We start from the raw sequence: 16357 nt of genomic DNA, 5'->3' as shown, positions 1-16357 counted from the left end.
AGGCTTGGCCGCGGCCACGCCTATGCGGCCGACCTCACGGGATGGCGAGACGCTGCCGCCAGTTCCAAGGTCTGCCCGTCGGCTGTTGTACGCCGGTTGAAGATCTTGACGTCGTAGACGCCGCCATTGGGGCCAGCCTCCAGCGTCACCGAAACGGCCTGCTCGGGCTTGAGGATGCCGAGCGGCACATCCTGGTCGGGCAGGATGAGCGTCCCCTGCTCATTGACCAACACCACGACAAGATGGCCTTTCGCCATGTTGGCCTTCGACAACCCGCGCAACTGGCCGTGATAAGGCTCCCGGGTCCAGGCCGATGGCAGGCCGGGATCGACCACGACATGAATGTTGTTAGTCCCGGGATGCAAGGTGAGCACCATCTTCGACTGATCCGGCTTCCATTGCATGGACATCGACGGCATGGTTTTCCAGAGACAATTGAACGCGGCGCACTCGTCCGGCAGATTGTCGTGGATCGTGCAACCCCGGCCGGGCTTGCAATGCGAGCACCATTTGCCAGCGGCCTTGCCGAGCTCGACCACGTTGTAGACCTTGCAACAGAGCGTGCAGCTTCCGCACTCCCTCAAGGGAACAGTTCGCGCCTCGCTCAAACTCGAAACGGCCGCCGTCATCGAATCACGTCCATTGGCTGCTTTGGTGGCTATGGCGCTGATACAGCCGCTTGCTGTCGCCAGGGTTGCGCCAACCGGCGACCGGGAAAGGCCGGGACAGATCGGGGTTCGGGCGGATTTGAATTCAGAAGTGGCTGTAAGACAGGCGCCTCAAGGCCAATTCCTGGCCTCGCCCGTCCAAAAAGCGCGGCCGCTCATGGCCCGCGACGATCGTACCGATCGCCGTGACAGCCACACCCGCCGCCTGCCCCGCGGCAATCAGCGCATCGCTTTGCCCCGGCGGCACGGTGCACAGCACCTCGTAATCGTCGCCCCCGGCGAGCAGCGTCTCAACGCAAACGACGTTGCCCGCGATCAGGCCAGCCGCAGCAGCCGAGAGCGGCACGTTCGCGACGTCAACCGTGGCCGAGACGCCGGATGCCGCACAGAGTTTCGTCAGATCGCCGGCCAGGCCGTCGGAGACATCCATCGCGGCCGTCGCGTGGTCCCTCACGGCCTGCGCCAGCACATTGCGCGGCTGCGGCACGCGATAGCGCGAGACCAGCATCTCCTTCGCCTGCGGTTCGGACGCGAGCGCCCCGGCCGCGGCGCCGCCTGTGAGCACGTCGAGGCCGAGCGCGGCGTCTCCGATCGTTCCCGTCACCAGGATGCTGTCGCCCGGCCGCGCGCCGGTACGGCCGACCATCCGTCCCTTCGGCACGCGGCCGAAGGCGGTGATCGAGATCATCTGCGGCCCCGGCGTCGACACCGTGTCGCCGCCAAGCAGCGGGCACGCGAAAGTCCTGCTGTCCTCGCCGAGCGCATCGGCGAACGGCCTGAGCCAGGCATCCTCCTTGCTGCGCAGCGCCAGCGTCAGCACGAAGCCGGCGGGCACCGCGCCTTTGGCGGCGAGATCCGACAGGTTCACCCGCAGTGCCTTGCGGGCGATGGTGCCCGGTGGATCAGTGGTCAGATAATGCACGCCCTCGACGACGGCGTCGGTGGTGACGACGATGTCGTCGCCGGACGAGGACAGGACCGCGGCATCGTCGACCAGCCCGAACGCGCCGGGGTCAGTCGCCAGCGGCTTGAAATAGCGCGCGATGAGGGAGTCTTCGGCGGAGCCCTGATCGTCGTTCTGCGTCACGATAGCAGACCCGTCATCCTGAGGTGCGAGCCCTTGCGAGCCTCGAAGGATGCACGGCCGAGCAGCACCTCAGCGGCACGCCGTCGTCCTTCGAGGCCTCCGCTTCGCTCCGGCACCTCAGGATGACGGCTACGGCGGAAGTCATCGTCTCAATTAGCCCCGCCCGAACTCGTCGCCGCGGAACTGGCGACCGATCTGGTCGAGCACGGCGTTGACCATGCCGGTCTCCTCGCGGTCGACGAAGGCGTTCGCGACGTCGACATATTCCGACACGACGACGCGGCCCGGCACGTCCTTGCGATGCTGGAGCTCATAGGCCCCTGCCCGCAGTACCGCGCGCAGGATGGCCTCGATCCGCTTCAGCGGCCAGCCCTTCGACAGCGCCTCGTCGATCAGGGGATCGAGCATCTTCTGGTCGCGCACGACGCCGGAGACCACGTCGCGAAAGAAGGCCGCTTCCGCCGGCAGGTAAGTATCGCCCTCGACCTCGTTGCCGAGCCAGTGGCTCTCGAACTCCGCAAAGATGTCGTTGATGCCAGCGCCGGCAATGTCCATCTGATACAGCGCCTGCACGGCCGCGAGCCGCGCCGCACCGCGCCGGTTCGCTTTCTTCTCGGTGCCGACAGGCGGTTTTTTGCTGTTGTCAGCCATCGCTCAGGCCCGCGCCAGGCGGCGCTTGATGCGCAGCATCGCGATCGCGGCGCGCGCGGCATCGCCGCCCTTGTTGAGCTCGCTGGCGCGCGCCCGCGCCCAGGCCTGCGCCTCGGTGTTGACGGTGAGGATGCCGTTGCCCAGCGGTAGCTTTCGCGAAACCGCAAGATCCATCAGCGCGCGCGAGGATTCCTGCGAGACGATCTCGAAATGGATGGTATCGCCGCGGATCACGCAGCCGAGCGCGATCACCGCGTCATAGGGCTTGCCGTTCGCCGCCGCGGCATCGATCGCGATGGCGACCGCCGCCGGGATTTCCAGTGCTCCTGGAACCGTGATCACGTCATGCGTCAGACCGGCCGCCTTCAGCTCGGTCACCGCGCCGTCCAGAAGCGCATCCTGGAGATCGTCATAGAACCGTGCCTCGACAATCAGCGCGCGTGCGCCGGAAATGTCGGTCTGGTCCTTCAGGGGTGCGCGCCGCGCGTCTGCCATCGTCTAAATCCGTTTAGTTAAGTCGTCTCTTGGGTCGGCGCGTTATGTAGTCGCCGCGAGCGGGTAAGCCAAGTTTTAAACCGTCATTTCGGTCAGCCGCGCTGCATAGCGGGCCATCAGGTCGACCTCGATATTGACCTCGGCGCCCGCTTTCCAGCCGCCGATCGTCGTGACCGTCAGCGTATGCGGGATGATCAGCACCGAAAAGGTCACGTCTCTCACCGTATTGACCGTCAGGGACACGCCGTCGAGCGTGATCGAGCCCTTGGTGGCGATGAATCGCGCGAGCTCCCGCGTGGTCGCGAGCTCGAACCGCGCCATATCAGGCAGGTCCTCGCGACTGACGAGGGTGGCGACACCATCGGCATGGCCGGCGACGATATGGCCGCCGAGCTCGTCGCCGATCTTGAGCGCACGCTCGAGATTGAGCCTCGTGCCGACCTTCCAGTGCTTTGCAGTTGTCAGCGCCAGCGTCTCGGCGGCGGCATCGACGTCGAACCAGGTTCTGCCGCCTTCGACGCCGGAAGCAACGACCGTCAGGCAGACGCCGCTGCAGGCGATCGAGGCACCATCGGCGATGGTGGTCTGATCGTAGCGGCAAGCGATGCGCAGCCTGTGCAACTGGCCCTGCGCTGTCGGCGTGAAGCCGACGATCTCGCCGATATCGGTGACAATGCCAGTGAACATTACGAGCGCTCGTAGATGGTGAGAGTATCCTTGCCGAATGTCTCGCTAGCATGAACCTTATAGGCCCGCGACTGCGTGATTTTCGACAGGGGCAATGCATCGAGCGCATCGACGCCGCCCGGGCCGACCTCTTCCGCTCCGCGGAACAGCCAGATCTCGTCGGCGAGGTCGGCCGCGACGAAGGACGCCGCGACACGGCTGCCGCCCTCGACCATCAGCCGCGTGATGCCTTTCTCCGCCAGCACATGCAGCACGGCCGAAAGATCAAGCCCGGAAGCGTTTCCCGGCGGTACGCGGATGATCTGAGCGCCGGCCGCTCCGAGCCGCGTGGCGGCGGCAGCTTCCGCAAGCTCGGAGCCGATCACCCAGAGCGGCGTCTCCCGCGCGGAACGACCAAGCTGGCTCGCGGCCGGAATGCGCAGATTCTGGTCGAGCACGACGCGTATGGGAGAACGTGCTTCCATGCCCGGCAGGCGACAATTCAGCTGCGGATCATCTGCCAGCACCGTGCCGATGCCGACCAGGATGGCGTCGCTCTGGGCGCGGAGCAGATGCACACGATTGCGCACGGCCTCGCCCGTGATCGCAAGCGGCTTGCCGCCAGCCGCACCGATCTTGCCGTCAGGCGAGACCGCGAGCTTCAGGATCACATGCGGGCGCTTGTCACGGATGCGGCGGAAATGCCCGGCGTGGTCGAACGCGGCCTCCGCCGCGCACAGACCCACATCCACATTGATGCCGGCGGCGCGCAAGCGCGCATGACCCTGACCCGCGACTTCCGGATTGGGATCCTCGATCGCCGCGACCACCCGCGTGATGCCGGCGGCGATCACCGCGTCTGCGCAAGGCGGCGACTTGCCGAAATGCGAGCACGGCTCAAGCGTGACATAAAGCGTGGCGCCGCGCGCGGCCTCGCCGGCCCGGCGCAGCGCTTCGGGCTCGCCATGCGGCCGCCCGCCTGGCTGTGTCCAGCCGCGGCCGATGATGACCCCGTCCTTCACGATGACAGCGCCCACGGCAGGATTGGGCCAGGTGCGCCCCTGCCCGCGCTTACCCAGCGCCAGCGCAAGCTGCATGAAGCGGCGATCGGCGTCCTTGGACTCGCGGGCCTTCTGCGCGAACTGATCCTCCAGGATCCGGAAGATCATTTGCGGATCGCGGCGAGCCGCGCTTCCTCCTCACCGGAGAGCTCGCCGAGCACGTCGGCGAAATCCTTGGCCTCGCGGAAATTGCGATAGACCGAGGCAAAGCGCACATAGGCGACGTCGTCGAGCGTGCGCAGATGCTCCATCACGGTCTCGCCGATCACCTCGGAGGAGATCTCGGCCTCGCCGCCGGTCTCGAGCTCGCGGACGATGGTGGAGACCATCTTCTCGACCCGCTCCGGCTCGACCTGCCGCTTGCGCAAAGAGATCGACACCGAGCGCATCAGCTTGTCGCGGTCGAACGGCACGCGGCGGCCGTTGCGCTTGATCACCGTGAGCTCGCGCAACTGCACGCGCTCGAAAGTGGTGAAGCGGAAATTGCAGGCGACGCACACGCGCCGCCTGCGGATCACGGAAGAATCCTCGGTCGGACGCGAGTCCTTTACCTGCGTATCGAGACTGTTGCAGTTCGGGCAGCGCATCCGTGTACCCTAGACCTTACTGATAGATCGGGAACCGATCGGTGAGTGCCTTGACCCGCTCCTTGATCGCGGCTTCGACCAGCGGCGCCTTGCCGTCGTCGGACTGCGCGATCGCGTTGAGGACTTCGGCGATCATGCCGCCCACCTGCTGGAATTCGGCGACGCCGAAGCCGCGGGTCGTCGCCGCCGGGGTGCCGAGACGCAGGCCCGAGGTGACGAAGGGCTTTTCGGGGTCGAACGGAATGCCGTTCTTGTTGCAGGTGATGGCGGCGCGGACCAGCGCCTTCTCCGAGACGTTGCCCTTCAGGCCCTTCGGCCTGAGGTCGACCAGCATCAGATGGTTATCGGTGCCGCCGGAGACAATATCGAACCCGTGGCTCTTCATCGCCTCGGCCAGCGCCTTGGCGTTCTCGACGACGTTCTTCGCATAGATCTTGAAGTCCGGACGCAGCGCCTCGCCGAAGGCAACCGCCTTCGCCGCGATCACATGCATCAAGGGGCCGCCCTGCAGACCCGGGAAGATCGCCGAGTTGAGCTTCTTGGCGAGCGCCTCGTCGTTCGAGAGGATCAGGCCGCCGCGCGGACCGCGCAGCGACTTGTGCGTGGTGGTGGTGGTGACGTGGGCATACGGCACGGGCGAGGCATGCACGCCGCCGGCGACGAGACCGGCGAAGTGCGCCATGTCGACCAGGAGGTACGCGCCGACGCTGTCCGCGATCTCGCGAAAGCGCTTGAAGTCCCAGGCGCGCGAATAGGCCGAGCCGCCGGCGACGATCAGCTTGGGCTTGACCTCTTCGGCCTGCTTGGCGACCGCGTCCATGTCGATGATCTGGTCCTCGCGGCGCACGGTGTAGTGCGCGGCCTTGAACCACTTGCCGCTCATGTTGACGGGCGAGCCGTGAGTGAGATGGCCGCCGGCCGCGAGGTCGAGGCCCATGAAGGTGTCACCGGGCTGCAGCAGCGCCAGGAACACGGCCTGGTTCATCTGGCTGCCGGAGTTCGGCTGCACATTGGCGAAGTTGGCGCCGAACAGCTTCTTGGCGCGATCGATCGCGAGGTTCTCGGCGACGTCGACCCACTCACAACCGCCATAGTAGCGCGCGCCCGGATAACCCTCTGCGTACTTGTTGGTCATCACCGAACCCTGCGCTTCCAGCACGGCACGGCTGACGATGTTCTCGGAGGCGATCAGCTCGACCTCATGGCGCTGCCGGCCGAGCTCGCCCTTGATGGCGGCGGCGATTTCCGGGTCGGCCTGGTCGAGCGAGGCGGTGAAAAACGAGTCGGGCGCGGAGGCGGTTCTGGCTGAGGTCATCTTGCGAATATCTCCACCGCCGCAGCCTTTTGGCGGGCTACGGGCGGTCTGGTGTGGCGATCGGAAGCGGCGAGCGCGATCTACCACATCACCCGCCCCCGGCCAAGTATTTGCGGGTCGGGCCTGATATTTATGCAAGATATGGTGGGGATGGAAGGATCCGGGCGAGAGGACGGCTTCTGAACCGTCCGACTCGATAAGTCCTGAAGGGTCCGATTTGGACCTTAAAATCCGTGCCGGCCGGACCGGCCCCCTACAACCCGGTATACCCCGCCTTCACCGGGTCCACGCTGCCGTCGAGCTGGCGCAGATAGGTCAGTCCGCAGACCGTCAACCTGTGGGGGTCCTTCTCGCCGGCTTCCATCAGGGTATTGAGGTAGTTCGTGACCTTGACGCGGGCCTCCTCGCTGGCCGCCGCCGTGCGATTGGCGAGCAGGTCATAGGTCTGCATGATCCGGTCGATGGCAGCTTCCATGTCACCCTCTGGTTCTGTCGAATTTTGGGAGTCTTGATCAGGCAACCGCGCGAGACCCGGACTGGGCCTCGAACCGGCCAATGGCCTTGTTGGCGAGCCTGATCTTGTTGAATTCGCCGTGCTGGAGCAGCTTGATGACGATCTCGAGCAGGCGTTCGTTGGTGACCAGCGTGTCGGGAATCGCGCCGGAGCGGCGGAGATAATTCGCGGCGATGGCATAGGCATCGCTCACGAGTTCGACGTTCATTGCCTGAAGCCCGCGCTCGACCAGCATCGCATCCTCCGATCCGCAGTAACAACTGCGGTGCGGGGAACTGGTTCCGCCCGGCCGGGTAATTATTTCGCAGTCGCGAAACGACAAAACGCACCGGTCCGGGCAGAGCCGGGCCGGCGCGCTTGGGGAGGTCAGGCACGTTCGGGAGGCTTGCCGGTCTTGTTGTGGGCCGGCTTGGCCAAGTCCCGTCGTAAAGAACTCAGAGACGATACAGGATCTGGTCGGTCCAGAACCGCTCGAGGCGGTGCAGCGACTTGTTGAGGGTCGAGAACTCCTCGCCCGAGATGCCGCCGACCTGCTCCACCGTCTTGACGTGCTTCTGGTAGAGGGAGTCGACGATGCGGCGGACTTCCTGGCCCTGCGGGGTCAAGCGGATGCGCACCGAGCGGCGATCGACGCGCGAGCGCTGATGATCGAGGAAGCCGAGCTCGACGAGCTTCTTCAGATTGTAGGAGACGTTGGAGCCGAGATAGTAACCGCGCGTGCGCAGCTCGCCCGCGGTCAGCTCCTTGTCGCCGATGTTGTAAAGCAGCAGCGCCTGCACCGAGTTGATGTCCGCACGGCCGCGGCGATCGAACTCGTCCTTGATGACGTCGAGGAGCCGGCGATGCAGCCGCTCCACCAGAGTCAAAGCTTCCAGATAGAGCGACTGCACCGAACCCTGCTGGCCGGAGACGCGCTCTGCGGTATCTGCCGCAGTTGCGACGGCTTTCATCATGACACTTCCCCTGTTGTCGTTTTTATCGACACTTATTCGACGAAACTTGTGCTCCGTCTGATAGGTGCAACTTAAGAGGGGCGTTTGAAGATCGGCTTAAATAAGAGAATAAAGAGATCATGAATTTAAGACAGTGAATTGCGGATTAAGCCTGTGTCACAAGGGCTTTTCGCAACCGTCTGTTGACCCTCGCAAGGTCCTGTTCACCCTCCGTCCGCGACCTCTGTCGCATTCCAGTACAGGGCCGCCCCGTTTCGAAACGGGCGCGTAAGAGCTGTGGCGGGATGCACGGAGTCAATGAAAAGTTACCTCGAATTTTAGGCAACCAGCGGTCAACCAAGCCACGACTTCGGAAATGCCGCTCTCGTGTCCCGGACAAGCGAAGCGCAGATCCGGGGACCCAGAAAAGCCAAAAGCGAAATTGCGGCGTGATGGGCCCCGGCTCTGCAGCGCATCACTACGTGCTGCGCTGCGTCCGGGGCACGAGAGAGTGTACGTTGAAATCGACTGCGCGCTACGGCGGCCGCTCGCGCGCAGCCATCCAGGCGAGTGCGAGATAGGCGGCGAGCATGAAGGCTTCGACGCCGACGACGACCAGGCTGCCGCCGTAGATGCCCGGGAACATCAGTTCGATCACCGCCATCGACACCACGGTCGTCAGCCACACCACCGCGCCCCAGGGCGTCGCGAGCCAGAGGCCGACCGCGGCAACGAGCTCGATCACGGCGAAATAGACCGTGGCGGCCTGCCAGGCCATCGACTGGTTCTCGAACGCCTCGTCCTCGCCGCCGACGAAGCCGGTGACCTGGGCCCAGTGATAGAGGCCCTTCAGAATCGACAGCAGCGCCATCACGCGCAGGAACAGCACGAGCCGGCGCGTCCAGACATTGTCGTCGGACTCGGGGCGCTCTGACGAGATCGCCGCCACCGACATCGCGTTGTCTCTGGCGTTGTCTCTGGCGGCGTCCCTGGCACTGGCGCCGTCGCGGGCCGCATCGCGGGTGGAGATTTCGGACATGGTCCCCTTCTGGCTGCTTCGCCCCGCAAAATCAATCGGCTGCCCGCGTGACCTCAATTTTGCCTTGCGGCAGGTCAAGCCGCGGTGGCGGGAACCATGCGAGCTGGTATAAGAATAATTCCAGCCGGAGGAAGAATGATGGCGATCAAGTACGGACGTCCGATCGAATTGCGCGAGGTTTCGCGCCGGGATGGCGCTGCAGCCTCCCCTGCCCTCGATCTGACCGTCCGCCCGCGCCGCAACCGCAAGGCCGAATGGGCCCGGCGCATGGTGCGCGAGAACGTGCTCACCACCGACGATTTGATCTGGCCGCTGTTCCTGATCGACGGCAACAACAAGCGCGAGCAGATCGCCTCGATGCCGGGCGTCGATCGCCTCAGCGTCGACCAGGCCGTGCGCGAGGCCGAGCGCGCCATGAAGCTCACCATCCCCTGCCTCGCGCTGTTTCCCTACACCGACCCGTCCCTGCGCGACGAGGAAGGCTCCGAGGCGACCAATCCGAACAACCTGGTCTGCCAGGCGGTGCGCGCGATCAAGAAAGAGTTTCCCGACATCGGCATCCTCTGCGACGTCGCGCTCGATCCCTTCACCAGCCACGGCCATGACGGGCTGATCTCCGACGGCAAGATCTTGAACGACGAGACGGTCGCGGTGCTGGTGCGTCAGGCGCTGGTCCAGGCCGAAGCCGGCTGCGACATCATCGCGCCCTCCGACATGATGGACGGCCGCGTCGCCGCGATCCGCGAGGGGCTGGACCGCTCAGGTCTGCTCGACGTGCAGATCATGGCCTATGCGGCCAAATACGCCTCCGCCTTCTACGGCCCGTTCCGCGACGCCATCGGTTCGGCCAAGACGCTCACCGGCGACAAGCGCACCTACCAGATGGACAGCGCCAACACCGACGAAGCGCTGCGCGAGGTCGACCTCGACATCTCCGAGGGCGCCGACATGGTGATGGTGAAGCCCGGCATGCCCTATCTCGACGTGGTCCGGCGCGTGAAGGACACTTTTGCGATGCCGACCTTCGCCTACCAGGTCTCCGGCGAATACGCGATGATCGCAGCGGCCGCCAACAATGGCTGGCTCGACGGCGAGCGCGCGATGATGGAAAGCCTGTTGGCGTTCAAGCGCGCCGGCGCCGACGGCGTGCTCAGCTATTTTGCGCCGAAGGTGGCGGAGAAGCTGCGGAGCCAAACGTAAGGCATCGTTGGGTAGGCAAAGCGGCGCGCGCCCACTATCCCAGCCAGTGATCCCGGAACGATGGTGGGCACGGCGCCACGCGCCTTTGGCCACCCTGCGGCACGGCTCGGTCCGCCGCCCCCGAATTGCCGGAATATTTCGGCTTGCTGACGCCCGCGCACCCTTGGCACGGGGATGGCTTGTTCCCATGTCCTGCCACGGGAGTTTCCCTTGGGAGAACGGACCATGTCGTATTCGGACTCGGGCAATGCCTGGCGCAATGACGGCGCTGCGCAACCGCACGCCTACGATCCCTATCTGCACCCGGAATTGTTCCGTGGCGTGGCGACGCGGCGGGCGTTCGCCTTCCTGATCGACATGGTCGTGATCTCCGTTCCCGTGATCCTCGGCTACGTCTTCATCGCGCTGTTTGGCATCGTCACGCTCGGCATCGGCTGGGCGCTGTTCTGGCTGGCTTGGCCGGCCTCCGTTGTTTGGGCCATCGTCTATTACGGTGCCTGCATCGGCGGTCCGTCGTCCGCGACGATCGGCATGCGCCTGATGGATCTGGAGCTGCGCACCTGGTACGGCGCGCCCGGCTATTTCGTGCTCGGCGCCACCCATGCCGTGCTGTTCTGGGTGACGGTCTCGTTCCTGACACCTTTCGTGGTGCTGGTTGGGCTGTTCAACGGCCGTCGGCGCCTGCTGCATGATGTCGTGCTGGGAACGGTCGTGATCAACAATTCCGTCCGCGCGCCCGTTCCGCAGGCCGCAAGGACCTACTGAGAGCCTGATGATCAAGAACCTATCAACCAGGACCGACTAAACTGACTGATCTGACCTGCCGCGTAGACCGATTGACCGGGGGGCTTCGTAGCGCGATGCTGATGCCCACTTTGGAGGCCCACGACGTCCCTTGACCCAGCACTCGCGCGACACCCCCCAATTTTACCTCACGGCGCCCTCTCCCTGCCCGTATCTGCCGGGCCGGCACGAGCGCAAGGTGTTTACGCACCTCGTGGGGGAGCGCGCGGGCGACCTCAACGACCTCCTGACCCATGGCGGGTTCCGCCGCAGCCAGTCGATCGCCTACCGGCCGGCCTGTGACCAGTGCCGCGCCTGCGTCTCGGTCAGGGTGATCGCCAACGAGTTCCGCCCCTCCCGCAACTTCCGAAAAGTCATCGCGCGCAACGCCGACATCATCGGCGAGCAGCGCAGTGCCGTGCCGACCTCCGAGCAATATTCGGTGTTCCGCGCCTATCTCGACTCCCGCCACCGCCATGGCGGCATGGCCGACATGACCGTGCTCGACTACGCCATGATGGTCGAGGACAGCCATGTCGAGACCCGCATCATCGAGTACCGCAAGCGCGGCCCTGACAGCGGCATCACCGGCCGCGGCGAGGAGCTGATCGCGGTGGCGCTGACCGACGTGCTCAGCGACGGCCTGTCGATGGTCTATTCGTTCTTCGAGCCGAGCCAGGTCAGCCGCTCGATGGGCACCTTCATGATCCTCGACCACATCGCCCGCGCCCGCCGCCAGGGGCTGCCTTACGTCTATCTCGGCTACTGGATCGAGGGCTCGAAGAAGATGGACTACAAGGCCCGCTTCCTGCCGCAGCAGCGCCTCGCGCCGTCGGGCTGGCTGCGCATCGATGCGCAAGGTGACGCGACGTCAGAGCCGCAGGATTAGCTCGCTGTCATGCCCCGGCCTTGACCGGGGCATCCAGTACGCCGCGGCTTCTAGGCTCAATCACAACCGTCTCTGGAATACTGGGTCGCCCGGTCAAGCCGGGCGACGACGGCGGTGTGTTGGGCGAACACTCACCCGAACAGCGTGTCCACCAGCAGCTTCACGTTCAGGATCACGATGATGCCCGCGACGATCCAAGCGACCGCGGCGACGTATGGCGGTATCGCGAACTTCCCCATCTTGCGGCGGTCGGAGACGAAGCGCACCAGCGGGATGACGGCGAAGGGCAGTTGCATCGACAGCACGACCTGGCTGAACACCAGCAGATCGGCCGTGCCGCGTTCGCCATAGATCGCGGTGACGACGATCACCGGAACGATGGCGATGCCTCGCGTGAGCAAACGGCGCGCCCAGCTCGGCAGGCGCAGGTCGAGAAAGCCCTCCATCACGATCTGCCCGGCGAGCGTCGCGGTCACCGTCGAGTTCAGGCCAGAGGCGAGCAGCGCAATCGCAAATAGCGTCGAGGCGATACCGAGGCCGAGCAGCGGCGACAACAGCTCGAAAGCCTGGCCGATTTCGGCGACGTCGGAATGGCCGCTCTTGTGGAAGGTCGCGGCCGCCACGACGAGGATCGCGGCATTGATGAACAGGGCCAGCATCAGGGCGATGGTCGAGTCCGTCGTCGCCCATTTGATCGCTTCGCGCCGTCCGGTGTCGTTGCGCTCATAGGCGCGCGTCTGCACGATCGAGGAGTGCAGATAGAGATTATGCGGCATCACGGTCGCGCCGATGATGCCGATCGCGATGTAGAGCATTTCCGGATTGGTGAAGATCTCGGTCTTCGGCATAAAACCGTGCAGGACTTCCGCCACCGGGGGCGCCGCGGCTACGATCTGGACCACGAAGCAGACCGCGATCACGACAAGCATCGCGATGACGAAGGCTTCGAGAAAGCGAAAGCCGCGGTTCATCAGGAGCAGCAGCAGGAATGCATCGAGCGCGGCAAGCAGCGCGCCGCCGATCAGGGGAATGCCGAACAGCAGTTTGAGTGCAATCGCTGTGCCGATGACCTCGGCGAGATCGCAGGCGATGATCGCCGCCTCACAGGCGAGCCAGAGCAGGAAGTTCACCGCCGGCGAATAGGTCGCGCGGCAGGCCTGCGCGAGGTCGCGGTCGGTGACGATGCCGAGCCGCGCCGCCAGCGACTGGAGCAGGATCGCCATCAAATTCGAGAGCAGGATGACCGAAAGCAGCGTGTAGCCGAACCTCGACCCACCGGCGAGGTCGGTCGCCCAGTTGCCGGGGTCCATGTAGCCGACCGAGACCAGATAGCCGGGGCCGACAAAGGCGAGCAGCCGCCGCCACCACACCCCCGCCGTGGGGATGGCGACGGAGGCATTCACCTCGGCGAGGCTCTTGGTAGCAGGCGCATCAGTGCGCCAGCCGGCGGCATCTCGGGTCAAATCGGGGGAGCGGGCATCCATAGCAGCAGAATACCGAAGTCGAAGCTTATTGCAACTCATTTGCAACTGCATCTAGCCGCGTGAGTTCCCGGCGCGGCGGTTATCCGCCGCCCTGTCGGGAAGCGGGTGGGTTTGGCGGTCCTCGGGGGCGGATACTGGCGCCAACGCGACTTTGCAGGAAATGCGCCATGTCAAACCCGCTTCGCCTCCCCGACACCTTCAACCGCCTCGCCTGGTCCAACCTGGCGGCGCAATCGGCCGAGCAGATCGCGCTGGCCGCGGCCCCGATCGTCGCCGTGCTCACGCTGGGTGTTGCGGAAGGCCAGACCGGCCTGCTCCAGACCGCCCTTACCCTGCCCTTCGTCCTGTTCGCGATTCCAGCCGGCCTGCTCGCCGACCGCATCTCCCGCCGCTCGCTGATGGCGGGTGCCGAAGCGCTGCGCGCGGTCGCGCTGGCGGCCATCGTCCTGTTGCTCACACTTGGCGCGCTCAATTTGCTGCTTCTCGCTCTGCTCGGCTTTGCCGCCGTATGCGGCACGGTCGTCTACAGCGTGGCGGCGCCGGCGCTGGTGCCCTCGCTGGTAAGCGCGGAGCTGTTGCCGTCGGCAAATGCCCGCATCGAGCTCGCCCGCACCATCGCCTTTGCAAGCGGGCCTGCGCTCGGCGGCGCGCTGGTCGGCTGGTGGGGCGCGAGCCCGGCCTTCGGCTTTGCCGCGGCACTCTCGGCCATCGCCGTCGTGCTGCTTTCCGGCATCTACGAGCCCACCCGGACACCCTCGCCGCGGCGCCATCCGTTCCAGGACATCCGCGAGGGCGCGGCCTTCGTGTTCCACCATCCGCTGCTGCGGCCGGTGTTCATCACACAGTTCATCTTCAACACCGGCTGGTTCCTCCAGATCGCCGTGTTCGTGCCCTATGCGGTGCGCCATCTCGGCCTGACCGCCGCAGGCGTCGGCACCGTGCTGACGATGTACGGCGTCGGCATGGTGATCGGCGCGCTGTTCGCCACGCGCGTGATGAAGCGCATCGCCTTCGGCACGGTGGTCGGCCTTGGCCCGGTCACGGGTTTCGTCGCCGCGGTGGTGATGGCGCTGACGGTGCTGGTCCCCTCGCCCTGGCTCGCGGCCTTGAGCTTCTTCCTGCTCGGCGTCGGGCCGATCCTGTGGGTGATTTCGACCACGACCCTGCGTCAGTCCGTGACGCCGCCGCGCCTGCTCGGACGCGTCTCCGCCATCAACATCATGAGCTACGGCGCCCGCCCGCTCGGCTCGGCGCTGGGCGCGATCGTCGGCGGCCTCTGGAGCGCGGAGGCGTGCCTGTATCTCGCAGCCGCCGTGTTCGGCGTGCAGGCACTTGTGACCTGGCTCTCTCCCGCCGTGGCGCTGGATCGGCAGCCGGCCATGGTGGGGGACGAAGTGCCGGCGCGGTGCTAGTCCGGTACGCAATCAGCGGCGATAGCCCGCGCCAGTCGGGCAACCGCCGGTGCAATGGTCTGCTGCGGGTAGCCGCTAAAGCCCAGCATCAGCGCCGACTGTGCCGGCGCCTCGATATAGTGGCGGCTCATCGCGCGAACGGTGACGCCGTGGTCGCGAGCGGCCCGTTCGATCTTCACATCGGAAAGTCCCCGTCGCGTGTAGGCAACCAGGTGCATGCCCTGGTCCGGCGGCTCGACCGACAAATGGTCGCCCAGGCGCCGCCTCAGTGCCGCAACGAGGGTATCGCGCTGGCGGCGGTACACTTCCCGCATTCTGCGGATGTGGGCTGCGAAATGCCCCTCTTCCATGAAGGCCGCAGCAACGGACTGGCAGAGGCTCGACGGTTGACGGTCGATCAGATAGCGCGCGGCAACGAAATTCCGCACCAGCGGGTGTGGTAGCACGGCGTAGCCAAGCCGCAGTCCCGGGAAGAGCGCCTTGTTGAGAGTTCCGACGTAGATGACACGGCCGGCCTCATCCAGGCCCTGAAGCGAAGCGAGGGGACGGCCGCCGTAGCGGAATTCGCTCGCGTAATCATCCTCGATGATCCAGGCGCCGGACTCGCGGGCCCAGGCGAGAAGTTCGAGGCGGCGCGCCATCGACAGGGGAACGCTTGTCGGAAATTGGTGCGAGGCCGTTATGAAAACTGCGCGCGCCTTCGGGGCGCGGCGGATCCCTTCCGTGACGTGCACGCCGTGCTGGTCAACCGGGATGGCGCAAACCTTCGCGCCTGACGCAGCGAGGGTAAGACGGGTCAGGGTATAGCCGGGGTCTTCGATCCAGACCTCCTTGTCCGGCCCGGGCATGACACGTGCGACGATGTCCACGGCTTGCTGCGTGCCGGCGGTGATCACGATCTGGTCGACCTCGCAGCGCACGCCGCGTGCGGCCCGAAGATAGTCGCAAACCGACTCGCGCAGCTCCAGCAAGCCACGCGGATCGCCATAGCCGAGATGATGTCGCTCAAACGATCGCAGCGTGCGCGCAGTGAGTTTGCGCCACAATTCGGCGCTACGTGCATCCAACAGCGTGCGCCCGAGGTTGAAGGGACGCTCGTCATTCTGCGTCGTCACATCGACAAAATCGCCGAGGCCGTGAAAGGAGGCCGCGCCTGCCGCGGCCGGCGCCGCCCGCGTCTTGCGGCCATGAGGCGCGGCAAACGGTTCAGGCAGATCGGACGCAACATAAGTCCCCGCCCCCTTCCTGCCGAAGGCATAACCCTCGGCTAGCAGCTGCTCGAAAGCCGAGACAACTGCGGTACGCGAGACACCGAGTTGCGCCGCAAGGTCGCGCGTCGAGGGCAATTTGGCCGCCGGACGAAGCGCTCCGGACAGAATTGCCGATCGCAGTTCGAGGTAGATTTGGCGGAATACCGGCGCCTCCGCCGTACGGTCGACGCTGAAGGAATAGAGTTCTGCCCAGCTCTGCCTGCTCTTCACGGGTCCTCGTCCGATAGGGTGAGCCGCACAGAAGTGGTATGCCGCGATAGGACCAAGTGGACCTTTGCTCAAGACCACTATTTTTCTATCCTG

18 protein-coding genes are annotated in these 16357 nt (G+C 65.4%); 4 read left to right on the top strand and 14 right to left on the bottom strand.

Annotated features, from left to right (window positions below):
- Positions 1 to 20: 20 nt before the first annotated feature.
- The 12 genes from OWC48_RS41190 to OWC48_RS41135 all read right to left on the bottom strand — a co-directional run bounded on the left by OWC48_RS41190 (position 21) and on the right by OWC48_RS41135 (position 9015).
- Positions 21 to 629, bottom strand: a complete 609-nt coding sequence (locus OWC48_RS41190; protein ID WP_282525129.1) for a hypothetical protein — start codon at positions 627 to 629, stop codon at positions 21 to 23.
- Positions 630 to 753: 124 nt separating this feature from the next.
- A complete protein-coding gene (thiL, locus tag OWC48_RS41185; RefSeq protein ID WP_282525128.1) occupies positions 754 to 1755 on the bottom strand; it encodes a thiamine-phosphate kinase in 1002 nt (333 codons plus the stop codon).
- A gap of 153 nt (positions 1756 to 1908) precedes the next feature.
- The gene (gene nusB / locus OWC48_RS41180) at positions 1909 to 2406 is read right to left on the bottom strand and encodes a transcription antitermination factor NusB (RefSeq protein ID WP_282525127.1); all 498 of its coding nucleotides are present in this window, start codon (positions 2404 to 2406) and stop codon (positions 1909 to 1911) included.
- 3 nt (positions 2407 to 2409) lie between these two features.
- A complete protein-coding gene (gene ribH / locus OWC48_RS41175; protein ID WP_282525126.1) occupies positions 2410 to 2901 on the bottom strand; it encodes a 6,7-dimethyl-8-ribityllumazine synthase in 492 nt (163 codons plus the stop codon).
- A 75-nt stretch (positions 2902 to 2976) separates the two neighbouring features.
- The gene (locus OWC48_RS41170) at positions 2977 to 3588 is read right to left on the bottom strand and encodes a riboflavin synthase (protein ID WP_282525125.1); all 612 of its coding nucleotides are present in this window, start codon (positions 3586 to 3588) and stop codon (positions 2977 to 2979) included.
- The gene (ribD, locus tag OWC48_RS41165) at positions 3588 to 4736 is read right to left on the bottom strand and encodes a bifunctional diaminohydroxyphosphoribosylaminopyrimidine deaminase/5-amino-6-(5-phosphoribosylamino)uracil reductase RibD (RefSeq protein WP_282525124.1); all 1149 of its coding nucleotides are present in this window, start codon (positions 4734 to 4736) and stop codon (positions 3588 to 3590) included. The genes OWC48_RS41170 and ribD overlap by 1 nt, the downstream gene beginning before the upstream one ends.
- On the bottom strand, positions 4733 to 5215 hold the full coding sequence (gene nrdR / locus OWC48_RS41160; protein ID WP_007603426.1) for a transcriptional regulator NrdR: 483 nt from the start codon (positions 5213 to 5215) through the stop codon (positions 4733 to 4735). The genes ribD and nrdR overlap by 4 nt, the downstream gene beginning before the upstream one ends.
- 16 nt (positions 5216 to 5231) lie before the next feature.
- Complete coding sequence (gene glyA, locus OWC48_RS41155; RefSeq protein ID WP_028152497.1) at positions 5232 to 6530, bottom strand: serine hydroxymethyltransferase; 1299 nt, start codon at positions 6528 to 6530, stop codon at positions 5232 to 5234.
- A 253-nt stretch (positions 6531 to 6783) separates the two neighbouring features.
- A complete protein-coding gene (locus OWC48_RS41150) occupies positions 6784 to 7005 on the bottom strand; it encodes a hypothetical protein (RefSeq protein WP_074118440.1) in 222 nt (73 codons plus the stop codon).
- Between the two features lie 37 nt (positions 7006 to 7042).
- Positions 7043 to 7279 (bottom strand): hypothetical protein, encoded by a 237-nt coding sequence (locus OWC48_RS41145; RefSeq protein WP_282525123.1) that lies wholly within the window; start codon positions 7277 to 7279, stop codon positions 7043 to 7045.
- Positions 7280 to 7478: 199 nt separating this feature from the next.
- Entirely contained in the window at positions 7479 to 7997 is a 519-nt protein-coding gene (gene ldtR / locus OWC48_RS41140) for a transcriptional regulator LdtR (protein ID WP_011087797.1), read from the bottom strand.
- 514 nt (positions 7998 to 8511) lie between these two features.
- Positions 8512 to 9015, bottom strand: coding sequence for a DUF6163 family protein (locus tag OWC48_RS41135; protein WP_282525122.1), 504 nt, complete (start codon positions 9013 to 9015; stop codon positions 8512 to 8514).
- Between the two features lie 138 nt (positions 9016 to 9153).
- Between OWC48_RS41135 and hemB the strand changes: the two genes are divergently transcribed.
- The 3 genes from hemB (at position 9154) to OWC48_RS41120 (ending at position 11887) form a co-directional block, all read left to right on the top strand.
- Complete coding sequence (gene hemB, locus OWC48_RS41130) at positions 9154 to 10215, top strand: porphobilinogen synthase (protein ID WP_282525165.1); 1062 nt, start codon at positions 9154 to 9156, stop codon at positions 10213 to 10215.
- A gap of 225 nt (positions 10216 to 10440) precedes the next feature.
- On the top strand, positions 10441 to 10980 hold the full coding sequence (locus OWC48_RS41125) for an RDD family protein (protein WP_282525121.1): 540 nt from the start codon (positions 10441 to 10443) through the stop codon (positions 10978 to 10980).
- A 130-nt stretch (positions 10981 to 11110) separates the two neighbouring features.
- Positions 11111 to 11887, top strand: coding sequence for an arginyltransferase (locus OWC48_RS41120; RefSeq protein ID WP_039147800.1), 777 nt, complete (start codon positions 11111 to 11113; stop codon positions 11885 to 11887).
- A gap of 131 nt (positions 11888 to 12018) precedes the next feature.
- On the opposite strand, the gene OWC48_RS41115 is transcribed toward OWC48_RS41120, so the two are convergent.
- Positions 12019 to 13371 carry an Nramp family divalent metal transporter gene (locus tag OWC48_RS41115; RefSeq protein WP_282525120.1) on the bottom strand — a complete coding sequence of 451 codons (1353 nt, stop codon included), beginning with the start codon at positions 13369 to 13371 and terminating at the stop codon, positions 12019 to 12021.
- 167 nt (positions 13372 to 13538) lie between these two features.
- Between OWC48_RS41115 and OWC48_RS41110 the strand changes: the two genes are divergently transcribed.
- Positions 13539 to 14783 (top strand): MFS transporter, encoded by a 1245-nt coding sequence (locus OWC48_RS41110; RefSeq protein ID WP_282525119.1) that lies wholly within the window; start codon positions 13539 to 13541, stop codon positions 14781 to 14783.
- Here the strand turns inward: OWC48_RS41110 and OWC48_RS41105 are convergent.
- Entirely contained in the window at positions 14780 to 16264 is a 1485-nt protein-coding gene (locus tag OWC48_RS41105; protein WP_282525118.1) for a PLP-dependent aminotransferase family protein, read from the bottom strand. The two genes, OWC48_RS41110 and OWC48_RS41105, sit on opposite strands and share 4 nt — an antisense overlap.
- Positions 16265 to 16357: the final 93 nt, after the last annotated feature.

This window comes from Bradyrhizobium sp. Arg816 (assembly GCF_029989365.1).
Lineage (GTDB): Bacteria > Pseudomonadota > Alphaproteobacteria > Rhizobiales > Xanthobacteraceae > Bradyrhizobium.
Note: the sequence above shows the minus strand (reverse complement) of the source record. Positions and strands in the feature narration are given on the sequence as shown.

Bases quoted from the DNA above. Each gene is read 5' to 3' on its own strand.
- ribD (WP_282525124.1), bottom strand. From the start codon at position 4,736: ATGATCTTCCGGATCCTGGAGGATCAGTTCGCGCAGAAGGCCCGCGAG.
- OWC48_RS41135 (WP_282525122.1), bottom strand. From the start codon at position 9,015: ATGTCCGAAATCTCCACCCGCGATGCGGCCCGCGACGGCGCCAGTGCC.
- ribH (WP_282525126.1), bottom strand. From the start codon at position 2,901: ATGGCAGACGCGCGGCGCGCACCCCTGAAGGACCAGACCGACATTTCC.
- OWC48_RS41125 (WP_282525121.1), top strand. From the start codon at position 10,441: ATGTCGTATTCGGACTCGGGCAATGCCTGGCGCAATGACGGCGCTGCG.
- OWC48_RS41145 (WP_282525123.1), bottom strand. From the start codon at position 7,279: ATGCTGGTCGAGCGCGGGCTTCAGGCAATGAACGTCGAACTCGTGAGC.
- glyA (WP_028152497.1), bottom strand. From the start codon at position 6,530: ATGACCTCAGCCAGAACCGCCTCCGCGCCCGACTCGTTTTTCACCGCC.
- OWC48_RS41110 (WP_282525119.1), top strand. From the start codon at position 13,539: ATGTCAAACCCGCTTCGCCTCCCCGACACCTTCAACCGCCTCGCCTGG.
- OWC48_RS41150 (WP_074118440.1), bottom strand. From the start codon at position 7,005: ATGGAAGCTGCCATCGACCGGATCATGCAGACCTATGACCTGCTCGCC.
- nrdR (WP_007603426.1), bottom strand. From the start codon at position 5,215: ATGCGCTGCCCGAACTGCAACAGTCTCGATACGCAGGTAAAGGACTCG.
- OWC48_RS41115 (WP_282525120.1), bottom strand. From the start codon at position 13,371: ATGGATGCCCGCTCCCCCGATTTGACCCGAGATGCCGCCGGCTGGCGC.
- hemB (WP_282525165.1), top strand. From the start codon at position 9,154: ATGGCGATCAAGTACGGACGTCCGATCGAATTGCGCGAGGTTTCGCGC.
- OWC48_RS41190 (WP_282525129.1), bottom strand. From the start codon at position 629: ATGACGGCGGCCGTTTCGAGTTTGAGCGAGGCGCGAACTGTTCCCTTG.
- OWC48_RS41170 (WP_282525125.1), bottom strand. From the start codon at position 3,588: ATGTTCACTGGCATTGTCACCGATATCGGCGAGATCGTCGGCTTCACG.
- ldtR (WP_011087797.1), bottom strand. From the start codon at position 7,997: ATGATGAAAGCCGTCGCAACTGCGGCAGATACCGCAGAGCGCGTCTCC.
- nusB (WP_282525127.1), bottom strand. From the start codon at position 2,406: ATGGCTGACAACAGCAAAAAACCGCCTGTCGGCACCGAGAAGAAAGCG.